Annotated in this window: 16 protein-coding genes; 7 read left to right on the top strand and 9 right to left on the bottom strand. The window is 72.1% G+C overall.

Annotated elements, in window-relative coordinates; all coding sequences use genetic code 11:
- Genes AC27LF_RS17435 through AC27LF_RS17410 form a run of 6 tightly spaced genes read left to right on the top strand, consistent with a single transcriptional unit; the run spans position 1 to position 6269 of the window.
- Positions 1-879, top strand: coding sequence for an ABC transporter permease (locus tag AC27LF_RS17435; RefSeq protein ID WP_479659871.1), 879 nt, complete (start codon positions 1-3; stop codon positions 877-879).
- Entirely contained in the window at positions 876-1667 is a 792-nt protein-coding gene (locus AC27LF_RS17430; protein WP_479659872.1) for an ABC transporter permease, read from the top strand. The genes AC27LF_RS17435 and AC27LF_RS17430 overlap by 4 nt, the downstream gene beginning before the upstream one ends.
- Positions 1657-2829, top strand: a complete 1173-nt coding sequence (locus AC27LF_RS17425; protein ID WP_479659873.1) for an ABC transporter ATP-binding protein — start codon at positions 1657-1659, stop codon at positions 2827-2829. Before AC27LF_RS17430 ends, AC27LF_RS17425 begins: the two co-directional genes overlap by 11 nt.
- Complete coding sequence (locus AC27LF_RS17420) at positions 2826-4229, top strand: NAD(P)/FAD-dependent oxidoreductase (RefSeq protein WP_479659874.1); 1404 nt, start codon at positions 2826-2828, stop codon at positions 4227-4229. The genes AC27LF_RS17425 and AC27LF_RS17420 overlap by 4 nt, the downstream gene beginning before the upstream one ends.
- A 16-nt stretch (positions 4230-4245) precedes the next feature.
- The gene (locus AC27LF_RS17415) at positions 4246-4626 is read left to right on the top strand and encodes a cupin domain-containing protein (RefSeq protein WP_479659875.1); all 381 of its coding nucleotides are present in this window, start codon (positions 4246-4248) and stop codon (positions 4624-4626) included.
- Positions 4623-6269, top strand: a complete 1647-nt coding sequence (locus AC27LF_RS17410; protein WP_479659876.1) for an amidohydrolase — start codon at positions 4623-4625, stop codon at positions 6267-6269. Before AC27LF_RS17415 ends, AC27LF_RS17410 begins: the two co-directional genes overlap by 4 nt.
- Before the next feature lie 93 nt (positions 6270-6362).
- Here AC27LF_RS17410 and AC27LF_RS17405 read toward each other — a convergent pair whose 3' ends face one another.
- Positions 6363-7286, bottom strand: coding sequence for a LysR substrate-binding domain-containing protein (locus AC27LF_RS17405; protein ID WP_479659877.1), 924 nt, complete (start codon positions 7284-7286; stop codon positions 6363-6365).
- A 226-nt stretch (positions 7287-7512) separates the two neighbouring features.
- Here AC27LF_RS17405 and AC27LF_RS17400 point away from each other — a divergent pair, with 226 nt between their 5' ends.
- On the top strand, positions 7513-8994 hold the full coding sequence (locus AC27LF_RS17400; protein ID WP_479659878.1) for an MFS transporter: 1482 nt from the start codon (positions 7513-7515) through the stop codon (positions 8992-8994).
- A gap of 19 nt (positions 8995-9013) precedes the next feature.
- Here AC27LF_RS17400 and AC27LF_RS17395 read toward each other — a convergent pair whose 3' ends face one another.
- From AC27LF_RS17395 to AC27LF_RS17360, 8 genes are read right to left on the bottom strand one after another with little or no spacing between them, the layout of a single operon-like run.
- Positions 9014-9643, bottom strand: coding sequence for a carboxymuconolactone decarboxylase family protein (locus AC27LF_RS17395; RefSeq protein ID WP_479659879.1), 630 nt, complete (start codon positions 9641-9643; stop codon positions 9014-9016).
- Positions 9644-9663: 20 nt separating this feature from the next.
- On the bottom strand, positions 9664-10929 hold the full coding sequence (locus tag AC27LF_RS17390) for an extracellular solute-binding protein (protein WP_479659880.1): 1266 nt from the start codon (positions 10927-10929) through the stop codon (positions 9664-9666).
- 41 nt (positions 10930-10970) lie between these two features.
- Complete coding sequence (locus tag AC27LF_RS17385) at positions 10971-11786, bottom strand: carbohydrate ABC transporter permease (protein ID WP_479659881.1); 816 nt, start codon at positions 11784-11786, stop codon at positions 10971-10973.
- Positions 11783-12697: a carbohydrate ABC transporter permease gene (locus tag AC27LF_RS17380; protein WP_479659882.1), complete on the bottom strand. Its 915-nt coding sequence runs from the start codon at positions 12695-12697 to the stop codon at positions 11783-11785. Before AC27LF_RS17380 ends, AC27LF_RS17385 begins: the two co-directional genes overlap by 4 nt.
- Positions 12694-13785: an ABC transporter ATP-binding protein gene (locus AC27LF_RS17375; protein ID WP_479659883.1), complete on the bottom strand. Its 1092-nt coding sequence runs from the start codon at positions 13783-13785 to the stop codon at positions 12694-12696. Before AC27LF_RS17375 ends, AC27LF_RS17380 begins: the two co-directional genes overlap by 4 nt.
- A 1-nt stretch (position 13786) precedes the next feature.
- Positions 13787-14827, bottom strand: coding sequence for a succinylglutamate desuccinylase/aspartoacylase family protein (locus AC27LF_RS17370; protein ID WP_479659884.1), 1041 nt, complete (start codon positions 14825-14827; stop codon positions 13787-13789).
- The gene (locus tag AC27LF_RS17365; RefSeq protein WP_479659885.1) at positions 14824-15666 is read right to left on the bottom strand and encodes a phytanoyl-CoA dioxygenase family protein; all 843 of its coding nucleotides are present in this window, start codon (positions 15664-15666) and stop codon (positions 14824-14826) included. The genes AC27LF_RS17370 and AC27LF_RS17365 overlap by 4 nt, the downstream gene beginning before the upstream one ends.
- A 20-nt stretch (positions 15667-15686) precedes the next feature.
- On the bottom strand, positions 15687-16829 hold the full coding sequence (locus AC27LF_RS17360; RefSeq protein ID WP_479659886.1) for an aminotransferase-like domain-containing protein: 1143 nt from the start codon (positions 16827-16829) through the stop codon (positions 15687-15689).
- Between the last annotated feature and the right edge of the window lie 174 nt (positions 16830-17003).

Genomic DNA, 17003 nt, shown 5'->3' with positions numbered 1-17003 from the left:
ATGACAGCCCTGATCGACCTCGCCTCCCCGGCCACCGGCAGCCGGCCCCGCAAGGGCGCCGACGGCCGCTGGGGATGGCTGCTGCTGCCCGCGGTGGTCCTGCTGGCCGTGCTCTTCCTGGTGCCGCTCGGCATGATGGCCTGGCGCAGCGTCACCGAGCCGACGCCCGGCGCGGGCAACTACTCCTGGTTCTTCACCAGTGACGTCGCCCTCGCCACACTGGTCCGCACGCTGACCATCGGTGGCGTCGTCACCCTGGTGACGCTGCTGCTCTCCTACCCGTACGCCTACCTGATGACCGTGGTCGGCGCCCGCGCCCGGATCTGGCTCACCCTGCTGGTGCTGCTGCCGTTCTGGACCAGCCTGATGGTGCGCACCTTCGCCTGGGTGGTGCTGCTCCAGGACAACGGCGTGGTCAACCAGCTCCTCGGCACCGTCGGCCTGGGACCACTGCAACTGATCCGCACCCCCGCCGGAGTGGTGATCGGCATGTCCCAGGTGCTGATGCCCTTCATGGTGCTGCCGCTGTTCGCGGTGATGAGCGGCATCGACCGCCGGCTGCTCGACGCCGCGCAGGGCATGGGCGCCCGCCCGGCCACCGCGTTCTGGCGGGTCTTCGTGCCCCTTTCGCTGCCCGGCGTGGGCGCCGGCTCCCTGACCGTGTTCATCACCTCGCTCGGCTTCTACATCACCCCGGCGCTCCTGGGCTCGCCCGACCAGGCGCTGATCTCGCAACAGATCTTCACCCAGGTCAACGGGCTGCTCGCCTGGGGCCGCGGCGGAGCGATGGGCGTGGTGCTGCTGGCGGTGACGCTGGTCCTGCTCGCACTGGTCGGCGTCGTCCTGCGACTGACCCGTGCCCGGGGAGGAGCCCGATGAGAACCGGAATCGCGCGGATCGCGCTGTGGGCGTTCAGCGCCCTGGTGGGCTGCTGGCTCATCGCGCCGACCCTGGTGGTGATCCCGCTCAGCTTCACCGACAAGGCGTCCCTGGTGTTCCCGCCGAGCGGCTGGTCCACCCGCTGGTACACCAACTTCTTCACCAACCGCCAGTGGACCGACGCCATGCTCGCCTCCCTCCAGATCGGCGCCCTCGTCGCCCTGGTGTCCACCGTCCTGGGCACCGCCGCCGCGATCGCGCTCACCCGGTCCGCATCACGCTGGGTGAAGGCGTCGTACGGCCTGCTGCTGGCACCCATGATCGTGCCGACCGTGGTGGTCGGCATCGGCGTGTACGCGCTCTTCCTCCAGTACAACCTGCTGGGCACCCTGCTCGGCTTTGTCACCGCGCACACCGTGCTGGCCCTGCCGTTCGTCATCATCCCGGTGACGGCGAGCCTGCGCGGCTTCGACCGGCGCCTTGAGGACGCCGCGCTGATCTGCGGCGCCGGCCGCTGGGCCGCCATCCGGCAGGTGACCCTCCCGCTGATCGCCCCCGGCGTCGTCTCCGGTGCGCTGTTCGCGTTCGTCACCAGCTTCGACGAGGTCGTGGTCTCGCTGTTCATCCAGAGCCCCTACCTGCAGACCCTGCCGGTCAGGATGTTCGCCAGCGTCACCCGGGACACCGACCCCACCATCGCCGCGGCCGCCACCCTGATCATCGTCTTCACCACGGTGCTCGTACTGGCCGCCACCTTCGCCACCGCCAGGAGGAACCGTGTCCGCTGACACCCGCCTCATCACGGCGCGCGGAGCCCGCATCGAACTGACGCAGGTGCGCAAGGAGTACGCGGACTCCGTCGCCGTCGACGACGTCTCCCTGGTCATCGAACCAGGCGAGTTCATGACCCTGCTGGGCCCCAGCGGCTCCGGCAAGACCACCACCCTCAACATCATCGCCGGGTTCACCACCGCCACATCGGGCACGCTGACCATCGGCGGCCGGCAGATGCAGGACCTGCCACCGCACCGGCGTGACATCGGCATGGTCTTCCAGCACTACGCGCTCTTCCCGCACATGACCGTCGCCGAGAACGTCGCCTTCCCGCTCAAGCAGCGCAAGGTGCCCAAGGCCCGCCGCGCCGAGATGGTCGAAGCGGCCCTGGAGACGGTACGGCTCGGCGGCTACGGCCGCCGCAGGCCGCGTGAACTCTCCGGCGGCCAGCAGCAGCGGGTCGCCCTGGCCCGGGCCGTGGTGTACGAGCCGAGCGTGCTGCTCATGGACGAACCGCTCGGCGCACTCGACAAGAAACTGCGTGAATCCCTCCAGATGGAGATCAAACGGGTGCATCAGGAGGTCGGCTCCACCTTCGTCTTCGTCACCCACGACCAGGACGAGGCACTGGTCCTCTCGGATCGCATCGCCGTCTTCGACGACGGCGGCATCCAGCAGATCGGCACCGCGAGCGAACTCTACGAAAGGCCCCGCAGCCTCTTCGTGGCCGAATTCCTCGGCGAGTCCTGCACCGTCCGCGGACACGTCGAGCCGGACGGTGACGACTCCTGTCTGCGCGTCGGCGACCGCACGGTACGCGTCGCGGGCCGTGCGGTCCGGGGCGGCGCGGCGGCCGTCGTGGTACGCCCCGAACACATGCGGGTGCAGCAGGCCGCGGCGCCGGTCGCCGCCGGTGTCAACGCGCTGCCCGCCCGGGTCACCCAGGAGATATACCTGGGCTCCGGCCGCAAGCTCGAACTCACCCTGCCCGACGGCACGGTGCTGCTCTCCCGCGAGCAGGCCGACCGGCTGTCCGGCGTCCGCCGCGGCGACGAGGTCACCGTGGTCTGGGACGTCGAACGGGGCGTCCTGCTGGACGATCCCACCGGCACCACCCGCCCACCCACTTCCGGTGACCGCGTCCCGGTCACCACCGTGAAAGAGAGCGGACGATGAGCGTCAGCCTCACCACCAGCCCCCGTTTCGTCAACGGCGAGGTCTCCTTCTGGTTCCGGGACGGCGGCGTCCCCGCCCGCCGCCCCGCGCTGCCCGGCGACCTTGACGTCGACGTCGCCCTCGTCGGCGGCGGCTTCACCTCCCTGTGGACCGCCTACTACCTCAAGCAGGCCCAGCCCGACCTGCGGATCGCCGTCCTGGAGAAGGAGTTCGCCGGCTTCGGCGCCTCCGGCCGCAACGGCGGCTGGCTCAGCGCCGAGCCGCCCGGCCAGATGCGCCGCTACGCCGCGTCGCACGGCCGGGAGCAGGCCGTCGCCCTGCAACGCGAGATGTTCTCCTCCGTCGACGAGGTCATCCGGGTCGCCGCCGAGGAAGGCATCGAGGCCGACATACAGAAGGACGGTCTGCTGCACGTCGCCACCAACGCCGCGCAACAGCGCCGGCTGCGCGAGCGCCTGCCGTCGCTGCGCGCCGAAGGCTGGAGCGAGGCCGACCTGGTCGAACTCGACCGTGACGAACTCGCCGAAAGGGTCCGCGTCGCCGGCGCCCGCGGCGCCCACTGGAGCCCGCACTGCGCCCGCATCCAGCCCGCCAAACTGGTGCGGGGCCTGGCCGACGTGGTCGAGCGGATGGGCGTGGCCCTCTACGAGGGCACCGAGGTCACCGAGATCCGCCCCCACGCGGCGGTCACCGCGCACGGCACCGTCCGGGCGACCCATGTCATCCGGGCGCTTGAGGGGTTCACCGCCGGGCTGCGCGGCCACCGCCGGGTCTGGCTGCCCATGAACAGCAGCATGATCGTCACGGAGCCGCTGCCCGCCTCCGCGTGGGAGGAGATCGGCTGGCGCGGCGCCGAACTGATCGGTGACGAGGCCAACTCCTACTGCTACATCCAGCGCACCGCCGACGGCCGTATCGCCATCGGCGGGCGCGGCATCCCGTACATGTTCGGCTCCCACGTCGACCAGCGCGGCGAGACCCGGACCGCGACCCAGCGGCAGTTGCAGACCGTCCTCAGACAGCACTTCCCGGCCACCGAAGGCGTCGCGGTCGACCACACCTGGTCCGGGGTGCTCGGCGTACCGCGCGACTGGTGCGCCACCGTCCACCTGGACGAGCGCACCGGACTGGGCTGGGCCGGCGGCTACGTCGGGCACGGCGTGACCACGACCAACCTCGCCGGACGCACCCTGCGCGACCTGATCCTCCGTCACAAGACCGACCTGACGCGGCTGCCCTGGGTCGACCGCACGGTGCGCGGCTGGGAACCGGAGCCGCTGCGCTGGCTCGGTGTGCGCAGTCTCTACGTCGCCTACCGCGCCGCCGACCGTCACGAGAACTCCGGCCTGCGGCGCACGTCGTTCATCGCACGTGTCGCCAACGTCATCAGCGGCCGCTGAAAGGAGCCGAACCCGCATGGACACCACCGCCGGCGTTCCGTCCGTCGCCTTCCTCGACGACGCGGCCAGCGCCGACCTGCCGCCCACCACTCCCAAGCCCACCAGCACCACCGGGCAGCGGGAGACCACCCGCACCCTGTGGCAGTCGCCCGACGGGCTGATGGAGGTCGGCGTCTGGGAGTGCGGCCCCGGCCACTTCACCGCGACCCGCGACGGCTACGACGAGGTCTGCCAGGTGCTGACGGGCTCCGCGACCATTCGCACGGAGCAGGGCGAGGCCGTCGAACTGCGCCCCGGCTCCACCCTGACGATGCCGGCCGGCTGGCGAGGCACCTGGCAGGTCCACGAGAGCCTGCGCAAGGTGTACGTGCTGCGCACCCACCGGACCGGCGCATGACCCTCGTCCTGCACGGCGGCCGGGTGTGGACCGGCGATCCGCGGCGCCCCCTGGCCACCGCCGTCGCGGTGGCCGACGGCCGGATCACGGCGGTCGGCACCGACGCCGAGGTACGCCGGGCCGCCGGCCGGCCGGACGAGACGTTCGACCTGGCCGGCCGGACCGCGGTGCCCGGCCTCCAGGACGCCCACATCCATCCGGTCTGGGGCGCCCTGGAGATGCTGCGCTGCGACCTCACCGGCGCCGCCGACGCGGAGAGCTGCGTCGCGGCCGTCCGCGCGTACGCGGCCGCCCACCCCGGCAAGCCGTGGATCACGGGCGGCGGTTGGACGATGGACTGCTTCCCCGGCGGCTGGCCCGTGAGGGAGCCGCTGGACGCGGTCGTCGCGGACCGGCCGGTCTTCCTGCCCAACGCCGACCACCACTCGGCGTGGGTGAACTCGGTGGCGCTTGAGCGTGCCGGGATCGACGCGGCCACCCCCGACCCGCCGGCCGGGCGGATCGAGCGGGACGCGGCCGGCCGGCCCACCGGGGTGCTGCACGAGAGCGCCATGGACCTGGTGGGCCCGCTGCTCCCGCAGGACACCCTCGACGACCAGCTCGCGGCGCTGTCCCACGCACAGGCTCATCTCTTCCGGTACGGCATCACCGGCTGGCAGGACGCCATCGTCGGTGCCTACGGCGGGGCCGGCGACACACTCGCCGCCTACCGCAGGGCCGACGCCGAAGGACAGCTGAGGGCACGGGTCACCGGCGCCCTGTGGTGGGACCGCGAGCGCGGCACGGAACAGATGGACGACCTGGTCGCCCGGCGTGGCCGGCCCGGCCGCCGGTTCCGGGCCGATGCCGTGAAGGTGATGCAGGACGGCGTGCTGGAGAACGGCACCGGCGCCCTGCTGGAGCCGTATTTGGACTCCTGCGGGTGCGCCACCGGCAACCTCGGCCATTCCAACGTGCCCGCCGGCCTGCTCGCCCAGGCGGTGACCCGGCTGGACGCCGCCGGCTTCCAGGTGCACTTCCACGCGATCGGCGACCGGGCGGTACGCGAATGCCTGGACGCGGTCGAGGCCGCCGTCCGGGCGAACGGGCCGCGCGAGCGGCGCCATCACATCGCCCATGTGCAGCTGATCGACGACGCGGACATCGGCCGGTTCGCCGAACTGGGGGTGGCGGCCAACGTCCAGTCGCTGTGGGCGACTCACCACCCGCAGACCGACGAGCTGACCAATCCGCTGCTGGGCGAGGCGCGGGCCGGCCGGCAGTACCCGTTCCGCCGGCTGCTGGACAGCGGCGCCCGGCTCGCCGGGGGCAGCGACTGGCCGGTCACCACGGCCGACCCCTGGCGGGCCATGCACGTCGCCGTGCACCGCACCGAACCGCCCGGTTCGGCGCACGCGGGCCGGCCGGGCGCCGACCGCCCGTTCGCGCCGCGTGAGCGGCTGGAGCTGACCGACATCCTGCGCGCCTACACGGCCGGCTCGGCCTGGGTGAACGGCAACGACGACGAAGTCGGCCTGATACGGGAGGACATGGCGGCGGACCTCGCCGTACTCGACCGGGACCTCTTCGCCCCGGACACGGATGTCGCGGGCGTCAGGTCGGTGCTCACCCTGGTCGCGGGGGAGGTGGTCCACACCGGGTGACCGCCGGCCGCCGCGGCTCAGTGCCCCTCGCCGTTGTGCGAAGCCACCGGCGGACCGTGACCGGGTGTCCCCGCGACGACGGCGCCGCGCCGGCTATGGGCGCGGCGCGGTGACCGCCGCTCCCGCCGGCTCGGCCGGCCAGTGCCGGCCCTCGCCGATGGAACGGATCGGGTTGGCGTGCGCGAGGATGGCCGTGGTCAACGCCTCCACGGGTTCGGCGGGAGCGTGCGGGTTGGTCAGCAGGACGAGGTCGATCTCGCCCAGCTCGGGCAGCCCGGCACCGGCGGGCAGCTCGACGAGGTCCGCGGGCAGCAGACTGCGGGGAAAGATGGCGACGCCGAGGCCGGCGCGGGTGGCGGCGAGCACGGCGTTGACCCCGCGCGCCGTGCAGACCACACGGTGCCTGATGCCCGCCCGCTCCAGCGCCTGCACGGCGAGCGCCCTGCTGGGGCTCGGCGCCTGGTACACGATGAGCGGCACCGGCCGTTGCTCGTCCCACAGCAGACCGGTGCCCTCGACGGCGGCCCACACCAGCCGGTCCCGTCGCACCAGCCGGCCCCGTCCGTCGCCGGCGGTCGTCTTCAAAAACGCGATATCGACGTGGCCGGATTCCACGCGGCGTTGCAGCTGCACCCCCTGGGACACGGTGAGGTCCAGGGTGACACCGGGGTTGAGGTGCCGGAAACCCCGCAGGATGCGCGGCACCCGGGTCAGTGCCAGATCGTCGGTCACCCCGAAACGCAACCGGCCGCGCACGCCGGTGCCGCTGAAATAGTCCGTCGCCTGGGCGTGTGCCGCGAGGATCGAGCGGGCGAAGCCGACCATCGCCTCCCCGTCGACGGTCAGCGTCACGCTGCGGGTGTCCCGGACCAGCAGGGGGCGGCCCACCGCCTGTTCCAGCTTGCGGATGTGCTGGCTCACCGTGGGCTGGCCGAGGCCCAGGGCCGCCGCGGCCTGAGTGAAGCTCAACGATTGCGCCACGGCCAGAAACGTCCGTACCTGCTCCGGGGGAAACATTCTCCGAGGCTAGAGCCGACTCATCGCCATTCGCAATGGGAATTATTGGATCGATTCTCTTTCTCAATTGCCGTCGTGGCCCCAACGATGGAAGCGCACACCCGGCCGATGAAGGAGGCATGCCGCGGTGACCAGGGCGGCCGACGGACCCGAACATCCCCACACCCCATCGATACGATCCACCCCACCCACGACGGAGGGCACCGGCACGGGCAGCGGCGAGCCCGTGAGAGACGACGACACGGCGACGGAGCATCCCCCCACCGGCAGGCGGGGCGCCGTGGTCGCCGCGCTCATGCTGGCCATGGCGCTGGCGGCGCTCGACTCCACCGTCGTCTCCACCGCCGTACCGCAGATCGTCGGCGACCTCGGCGGATTCTCCTCGTACTCGTGGCTTTTCTCCGGCTATCTGCTCGCCGTGACCGTGTCCCTGCCCGTGTACGGGAAGCTGTCGGACATCTTCGGCCGCAAACCGGTGCTCGTCGTGGGCGCGGCCTGCTTCCTGCTCGGCTCCCTGCTGTGCGCCGGTGCCTGGAACATGGCGGCGCTGATCGCCTTCCGCGTCGTACAGGGACTCGGCGGCGGCGCCCTCCAGGGCACCGTCCAGACACTCGCCGCCGACCTGTACCCCCTGGCGGAGCGCCCCCGGATCCAGGCCAGGCTCTCCACCGTCTGGGCGGTGTCCGCGATCGCCGGTCCGCTGCTCGGCGGTCTTCTCGCCGGCTACGCCGACTGGCGCTGGATCTTCCTGGTCAACCTGCCGGTCGGCTCGCTGGCCCTGTGGCTGATCGTCCGTCACCTCCATGAGCCGGGCCGCCGACCGGACCGGCGCCCGCCCATCGACTGGGCAGGCGCGCTCAGCGTGTTCGCCTGCGGCGGCGTACTGCTCACCGCGCTGGTGCAGGCAGGGGTGGCCTGGCCGTGGCTGTCGGCACCGTCCCTCGCCCTGTTCGGCACCGGACTGGCTCTCGTGGCGCTGGTGGTCGTCGTCGAACGGCGGGCCGCCGAGCCCATCATGCCCGGGTGGGTATGGCGCCGCCGCACGATCGCCACCGTCAACCTGGCCCTCGGCGCGCTGGGCCTGCTGGTGGTCGCCCCCAGCCTGGTCCTTCCCCTGTACGCGCAGTCGGTTCTGGGACTGAGCCCGGTGGCCGCCGGGCTCGTGCTGTCCGTCTGGACGCTCAGCTGGCCGATCTCGTCGGCCTTCAGCCAGCACGTCTACCGGCGCATAGGCATCCGCAACACCGCGATGCTCGGCATCGGCGCGGCCACACTGCTCCTTTTCGCGTTCCCCTTCCTGCCCTACCCGGGCCGGGCCTGGCAGCCGACGGCCCTGATGCTGGTGCTGGGCGCCGCGCTCGGCCTGTTCAGCCTCCCGCTCGTCGTCGGCGTCCAGTCGGCGGTCGGGTGGTCGCAGCGGGGCACGGCCACCGCCTCCATCTTCTTCTGCCGGCAGACCGGCCAGACCATCGGCGCCCCCCTGTTCGGCGCGATCGTCAACGGGGTGCTGGCGGCCCGGCTCGGCGGCACGAGCGACCTGGACTCGGTGACGGCGTCGATGGACTCCGGAACGGCACCGGAGGCGACCCGGCAGGCCATCGCGGACGCCGTGCACGCCGTGTACCTGGGCGCGGGAGGCGCCGCGCTCCTGGCGTTCCTGGTCCTGCTGTTCGTGGCCCCGCGCCGCTTCCTCACCGTCACCGAGTGAGCGACGACGCTCTCGTCGCTCACCCGGCCGCCGCGCTGCGCGCACCGTCGTGGGACGCGGAAGACTCGCCGGTCATCGGCCGCAGGCCGAGCGCGTGGCTGATGCGTGAGGTGGCGACGAACCGCGCGGCCAGATGGATGACCGCGACCAGGGCGCGGTCGTCGAGATGGGTTCCGGCCGCGGCCAGGGCGGGCGCCGGAGGCGACGCGAACACCACGGTGAGGGTCAGCCGGCGCACCGCCTCCTCGGCCGCGGTGAGGCCGTGGGCGGTGCGCCCCTGGGCCGCGTCGATCCACTCCTCGCTCATGCCGTGCGCGCGGGCCACGTCCAGGTACTGGGCACGCTCGTACGCGTTGCCGAGCGCCTGGTGCGTGGCGAGCGCCACGATCAGCACATGCGCGGGATCCAGCGCGGCTTTCAGCTGCTCCGTCATCTCCAGCAGTGCCAGGACGGCGCCCGGATGGTGCAGACCCACGGCGAGGAACCCGTTGATGTAGCCGAGCCGGTCCGCCCGCTCGGCGAGCCGGTCCCGCAGCCCGTCGGGCAGGTCGGCCACGACCGCCGCCAGGTCCACGGGTTCGGGTCGTGGCTCGTCGCCGAGCCCCCGGTAGGGCACCGTCGTCCAGTCCATCTCGCGTCGGTCGGGCATGTCGGGTCTCCGGGTTCGGTTCAGGCGAGGAGGGCTTCGGCCCGGCTCGCCGCGTCGTCGAGTGCCTGCCGCGGATCCTTGGCGCCCGCGAGGGCGGCGTAGATGTTCTGTTGCAGCAGGTCGTTGATCTGCACGGCCCGCAGGCCGGGGAACTGGAAGCGCTGCGCGAGGTCCGGTACGGAGTCGAGCGCCGGCCTGCGGTACGGCTGTTCCTTGATGACCGGGCCGAGGTACCGGGCGCCGGTGGCCCGCACGTTGACGGGGATCTCACCGCTGTTGGTGCACAGCTCGGTCTGCCCGGGGGCGCTGATGAGGGCCTGGATGATCTGCCAGGCGGCCCGCTGCTCCCCCTTGTCCTTGGTGAAGATCACCAGTGATCCGCCGCCCGGTGGCAGCCGCCGGGTGCCGCCGTCCGGGATCGGGACCATGGCCGTACGGCAGTCGAACGACGCCTCCTTGGCGTAGCGCACCGGCTTGGTGGACGGGCCGAAGACCATGGCCGCGTCGCCGCGCAGGAACGCGTCGTCCATCTCCAGCGTGGTCGTCGGGGTGCTGAGCCTGTCGGTGATCAGCGCGCGCCAGTAGGTGAGCACGTCGACGCCGGGACGGTCGGCGAAGGTGATGCGCCGGCGCCGCGCGTCCATCAGGGAACCGCCGGCCCAGCCGATGAAGTTCTCGAACGTCCAGTTGGAGTCCGCGTTGTAGGAGTGCAGCACTCCGTAACGCGCGGCTCGCCTGCCCACCACGGCGGCCGCGGCGGACCGCATCTCGCTCCAGGTGGCCGGCGGCCGGTCCGGGTCGAGCCCGGCCTTGCGGAAGGCGTCCGCGTTGTACGAGAACACCATCGCGCCCAGGCTGTAGAGGGCGGCGACCGTGTGCCCGCCGTACTGGTTCACCCGCCGGAACGGCTTGATGTAGTCGTCCGGCCGGAAACCGCCCTCGGCCATCAGGGAGTCCAGGGGCTGCAGCAGGCCGGCCGCGGCATAGGTGAGGACGGCGTTGGCCCCCACCATCGCCATGGCCGGGGGAGTGCCGGCGGCGAACGCGGTGGCCAGCCGGCCGTCGACGTCGGTCCAGTTGCCGCCGCCGCCACTGAGCTGGATCTCGGGCGAGACGCCGGTGCGCCGGGTGAAGTCCGTGCCGAGCGTGGCACCCGCGGCCTCGGCGCGCACGCCGCTCGGGACGAGGAACCGCAGGGCGCCGGACGTGTCGCGGCCGCAGGCGGTCGTGACCGCGGCGGCCCCCGCTGCCAGCAGCAGGGCCCGTCGGGAGACGATGCTGGTCATGGCTGTGCTGTCCTTGCGTGGATACGGGATACGGGCCACGGCTATTCACCGTCGGCGGTGAGGACGAGTCCGCGGACGAGGTGCCGCTGGACCAGGAGGAAACAGACGAGCAGCGGCAGCGCCGCAAGGGCGGCGATCGCCAGTTGCACGCTCAGCGGCACGGTGCTCTCCGGTCCTGAGACCCCGGCCACCGCGTACGGGACGGTCGCGACACGGTCGGTGGTCAGGACGACCGACGGCCAGTACAGGTCGTTCCAGTGCGAGACGACGCTGAACACACCGGCGGCGACCAGAGCGGGACGCACATGCGGCAACACCACCCGCCACAGCATCGCCACCGGCCCCACCCCGTCCAGCCGGGCTGCGTCGAACATGCTCACCGGGATGGCGAGGATGAACTGGCGGAACAGATAGATGCAGAACCCGCTGCCGACGCTCGGCAGGATCAGCGCCGGATAGCTGTCGAGCAGACCGAGGCCCGACAGCAGGAAGTAGATCGGGATCGCTGTCACCTGGACCGGGATGACCAGACAGACCAGCACGAGCTTGAACGTCAGCCGTCGCCCGCGGAACTCCCAGCGCGCCAGCGCGTAGGCGATCGGCAGCGATGTCACCACCTGGGCGAGGAAGATCGCCCCGGTCACCAGCACGCTGGTGCCGTACACGCGCGGCCAGTCCAGCGCGGCCCAGGCGTCGCGGACATGGGCCAGGGTGAGGTGCGGCGTCAGGTCCCCGTTCAGCGGGTTGCCGACGAGGAACGTGCCCGCGAGCATCAGCACCAGGGGCCCCAGCATGATGACGCCGCCGGCCGCGACCGCCGTGTGCACACCGATGCGGTGCCGCATCGTCGTGTTCATCGCGCACCCGCCTTCTCAAGCCGGCGTCCGCCGGCCAGGTACTGCGCGGCGACGGTGACGAGGACGAGGCCGAGCAGAACGGTGTTGACGATCGAGCCGCTGCCGATGTCGAGATAGCTGACGCCGTACCGCCATTGCAGGTCCGCCAGGGTCTCCGTCGACCCGAGCGGTCCGCCGTCGGTCATCACATGCACCTGGTCGAAGACACGGAGCGCGTCGCGGGTGGCGATGATCAGGGCGAACATGGTCGACGGGCCGAGCGCCGGCCAGGTGATGTGCCAGAACCTGTGCCAGGGCCCGGCGCCGTCCAGCCGGCCTGCCTCGTGCAGATGCCGCGGCACGCTGGACAGGCCGGCGAGGAACATCACCATCGACGAGCCGATGCCCGCCCAACTGCCGATCACGGCGATGGCCGGCAGCGCGAGCGTGGTGGAGTGGAGCCAGTCGGTGGCGCCGGTCAGCCGCCCGATGGTGGAGTCGACCAGGCCGGTGCCCGGGTAGAACAGCCAGCGCCACACCACCGACATCGCCGCCATCGTCGCGATCGTCGGCAGGAAGTACACCGTGCGCCACAGCCCGCCCCAGCGGGGCAGGGCATGGATGCCGAGCGCCGCGAGCAGGCTCAGGCCGACGATCACCGGCACCGTCAGCACGGCGTACAGCAGGGTGTTGACCGTGGCCTGCTGCAGTTCGGGGGAGGTCAGGATGCGGTCCCAGTTGCGCAGCCCGACGAAGCGGATGGAGCGGGTGAGCGGTTGGTAGTCGAACAGGGTCAGCGCCATCACCGCACTCAGCGGCACGATGAAGAACACCATGAGGAAGGTCGCGGCCGGTGTCACCAGCAGCGCCGGTACATACCGCCGTGGTGTCCGCAGCCGCCGCTGCACGGGGGTGTCGAGCAGTGCGGTCATGGGCAACGCACCCCGTCGGCCGTGAAGTGGTGCAGCTCGGACCGCCGCATGTGCAGCGCGATCTCGCCCTCCGGCCGGGTGTCCGCCGGCACCCGCATCCGGGCGTGCCGGCCGCCGATGTCGAGGTGCACGAGGCGGTCGCGTCCGCGCAGTTCCGTCATGAGGACCTTTCCGCGCAGGTCGATGTCGTCCCCGTCGCCCGCGCCGATCCTCAGATGGTCCGGCCGGCAGCCGACGGTGGCGGCCCCGGGCGCCGAGGCCGCCGCGAACGGGCCTTCGGCGGCGAAGGTGTTCATCCCGTCGAGGAAGGTGGCCACGAAGGTCGTCGCCGGGGTGCGGTAGACGTCCTCGGGCGGCCCGGCCTGTTCGATGCGGCCCGCGCGCATGACGACCAACTGGTCCGCGAGAGCCAGCGCCTCGACCTGATCGTGTGTCACGAACACGACCGTCATGCCCAGGCGCCGCTGCAGCGTGACGAGTTCGGCGCGCATGGTGTCCCGCAGGGCCGCGTCGAGGTTCGAGAAGGGCTCGTCCATGACCAGCACCGCCGGGTCGCGGACCAGGGCGCGGCCGATGCCGACCCGCTGCCGCTGCCCGCCGGACAGCTCGCTCGGCTTGCGGTCGAGCAGCCCGTCGAGGCGCATCAGTTCGGCGGCCCGCAGGGCGCGTTCGCGGCGGGCGGCCCGGTCGACCCGCCGCATCCGCAGCGGGAACTCGATATTGCCGAGGACCGTCTTGTTCGGGTAAAGGGCGTAGTTCTGGAAGGCCATCGCCACACCGCGGTCCTCTGCGGCGACATCGGTGACGTCGGTGTCGCCGATCTCGATCCGGCCCGAGGACAGCGTCTCAAGCCCCGCGATGCAGCGCAGCAAGGTGGTCTTGCCGCAGCCGCTCGGCCCGAGCAGCACCGTGATGGATCCGGCGGGCACGGTGAGGTCGACGTGGCTGAGGGCGTCCGTCTCGGAGCGGTCGAACCGCTTGGTCGCCGCGGACACCCGCACCGCCGACGGGGCCGGCGTCGTGGTGTGCCCGGCGGGCGCCGGGGGCGCGGTGTGGCGGCCGGCCCCGGCCGGTGACTTCAGCTGCATGTCAGACACCGCCTTCCCACGGCCGGCCCAGGACGAAGACACAGTCCCCGAGGCCCGTGCGGGCGGGGATGCGCCGCGCGAGGACGACGCCCTCGCTGGTGGACACCACCGGTTCCGGCTTACGCCACGGAGCGGTGGTGAAGCGGATCAGCCCGACGACCTGACCGCGCTCGACCCGTTCGCCCAGCGACACCAGCGGTTCGAACAGGCCGCGTTCGGTGGAGCCGGCGTAGATGTACTCATGGGCGGGTGTCCGGTGCAGCATCGTCGTGGTGGCGGGCGGCTCGGTGGTGAGCGGCGTACGCAGCAGGCCGATGTGATGCAGCAGCCGCAGCACGCCGTGCTCGGCGAGCCGGACCTCGTCGCGGCCGACCGAGGCGCCACCGCCCAGCTCCGTGGACAGATGGAACACGCCCGCGCGCCGGCAGGCGCCGATCAGCGCGGCGTCACCGCCCGTGGAATGGTCGATGATCATCGAGTTGGGCATGCCGAACGCCCGCAGCATGTCCAGGGACCGGGCGAACCGGTCCTCGTCCTTGGACCGTGCGACGACGGCGACGGGCAGGTACTCGATGGACTTGCCGCCCGAGTGCAGGTCGAAGGCGAACTGCACACGGGGCAGGAGGTGGCTCTCGATGTAGTGGGCGATCATCTCCGTGGGCCGGCCGTCGGGCCGGCCCGGGAAGTTGCGGTTCAGGTTGCCGCCGTCGAGCGGTGAGGTCCGCTGGTCGGCCGCCACCGCGGGTGCGTTGGCCCCCGGCAGCACGATGAGCCGGCCGGTGAGGTCGGCGGCCCGCAGCCGCTGGAGCAGCCGCATCACCACCACTTGGCCCTCGTACTCGTTGCCGTGGTTGCCGGCCATGAGGAGCACGGTGGGACCGTCGCCGTTGCCGAGCGTCACGATCGGGATGCCCATGTAGCCGTAGCCGGCGTCGCCGTCGGACGTGGTGTGCACGGCGAGCGGCAGCCGCAGATAGCCGCGCGCCTCACCGTCGGCGTCCAGGTCGATGTCGGTGAAGATCCGGGTGGGTGCGGTGGTCATCGCTCGCTCCTCGCCGAGCCGGACTGCGCGGCGATGGCCGCCTTGCGCCGCTCGGCCTCGCCGACGATCTCGTCGTAGAAGGCGGACGCGGCCGGGTCGAAGTCCGTGGCCGGCCGCGGCTCCGGGCGGAAGTGCCCGTGGCGGTCGGTGCCGCGGACCAGCGTGGCGCTGTCCTGGAAGCCGGTGGTCTGCCGTACGTGGGCGGCGACGTACCGGATGGTGATCCCGAGGCGCCGCACGTCCGATGTGTTCGGCAGCGAGCCGTGCACCAGCATCGTGTGATGCAGCGAGAACTCGCCCGGCTGCAGTTCGAGGTCGACCGCGGACGCCTCGTCGACGTCGACCTCGACCTCCTGGCCGCGGCTGGCCATGTTGTCGGCGGCGAACGTGTCGGTGTGCCGCAGCTGGCCCGCGGTGTGGGTGCCGGGGACGACACGCAGGCAGCCGTTTCGCCGGTCGCTCGGGGTCAGCGCCACCCAGGCGGTGACGACGCTGGGTTCGGACAGCCCCCAGTAGGTGGCGTCCTGGTGCCAGGCGAGGAACCCCGCGTCGTGGGGCTTCTTGTCGAAATGGCCGGTCGCCCAGGCCAGGATGTCGGGACCGAGCACGTCCTCGACGGCGTCGAGGATCCGCGGCTCGCGCATCAGCTCGTTGAGCCATGTCATGAGGAGGTGCGGCTTGACCTTGGCGCCCGCCCACAGTCCGGGACGGTCGGCCTCCAGTTGGTCCATCCGGTCGCGGTAGCCGGCCGCGACGTCGGCGTCGAAAGCGCGGACCGGGCACACGTAGCCGTCGGTCCGGTAGCCCTCGACCTGTGCGTCGGTGAGTACCTTGGGCATCGTTCGGGTCTCCTTGGTGGTCAGCGGCGGTAGGCGTCGCGGACGGCGGTGAGGCCGCGTTCCAGCGCGGCGCGGTCGGGCGCCGCGCCGACACCGAGCCGGACCGCCTCGGGTGCGGCCTGGGCGCCGAAGTAGAAGGTGTCGCTGGTGCCGATGGACGCGCCCCGGGCGAGCGCGGCGGCGGCTAGGTCCCGAGCGGTGCGCCCCGGGGACAGCGGCAGCCAGACGTGCAGCGACTCGGGGGTCGTGCGGTGCTCGATCCCGGCGAGCGCGTCGGCGACCATGTCGTGGCGGGCGCGGATCTCGTCCCGGACCGCGTCGATGATCGCGCCGGCCCCGTCGTCCTCGACGAGGCTGCTCATCACGGCGGCGTTGACCGGCGCGACCATCCAGTAGGTGCTGCGGACGCCGGGCCAGAACCGTTCCTTCGCCAACTCCTCGTCCGGCGCGACGACGTAGGCGACCTTCAGGCCGGCCGCGATGGTCTTGGCGGTGCCGAGCACGTACCAGGACAGTTCCGGCAGGTATGCCGACAGCGGCGGGGGCGCGTCCGTGGGAAGGAGGCTGTAGATGTCGTCCTCGATCACGGACACGCCGTAGCGGCGGCACACGTCGGCGATCGCGCCGCGGCGGTCGGTGCCCATGGTGACGGTGGTGGGGTTCTGCAACGTCGGCATGGTGTACAGGGCGGCGGTCCTTCGGGTCCGGCAGATCCGCTCGAACGCCTCCGGGTCGATGCCCTCGCCGTCCATCGCCACGGGAGCGACGTCGATGCCGAGCATCTGGACGAAGGTGCGGATCGTCGGGTAGGTCAGTTCCTCGACGGCGAGCACTCCGCCGCGCGGAACCAGTTCCGAGAGAAGCTGGATGAGGACGCTCTGGGTGCCGTTGGCCACGACGACCCGTTCCGGGGCCGGTGTCGTCCCGAGGCGCCGGGCGGTGAACGCGGCACCGGCGGCCCGGTCGCGGTCGGAGCCGCGGTACTGGTGTGCGCCGATCAGACGGGACGGCGACCGCCGCGAGAGCGCGGAGTCGAGGGCCGCGCCGTACCGTGCGTCGAACACCTCCGGTACGTCGGGCGGCAGGTTGCCGGTCATGAAGACGGGGCTCTCACGGCGGCGCAGGTCGTCGGGGTTGTGGTCGGAGGCGGTGAGTTCGGTCATGCGGGGCTGCTTCCTTGAGGTCCGGTGGCCCGGGCGAGGGCGAGGGGCGAGGTTGAGGGCGGGGCCGGCGCGGCCCGGTGAGGGCCTGGTGAGCGCGCGGTCACGCGTGCGGATGAGGGGCCGCGGTTGCCGAACCGGTGGGTCACGGGCGCGCGGGCCGAGGTGTGCGCGGTG

The organism is Streptomyces diversicolor, from assembly GCF_057537855.1.
This window is presented reverse-complemented; position numbering and strand designations above follow the sequence as displayed.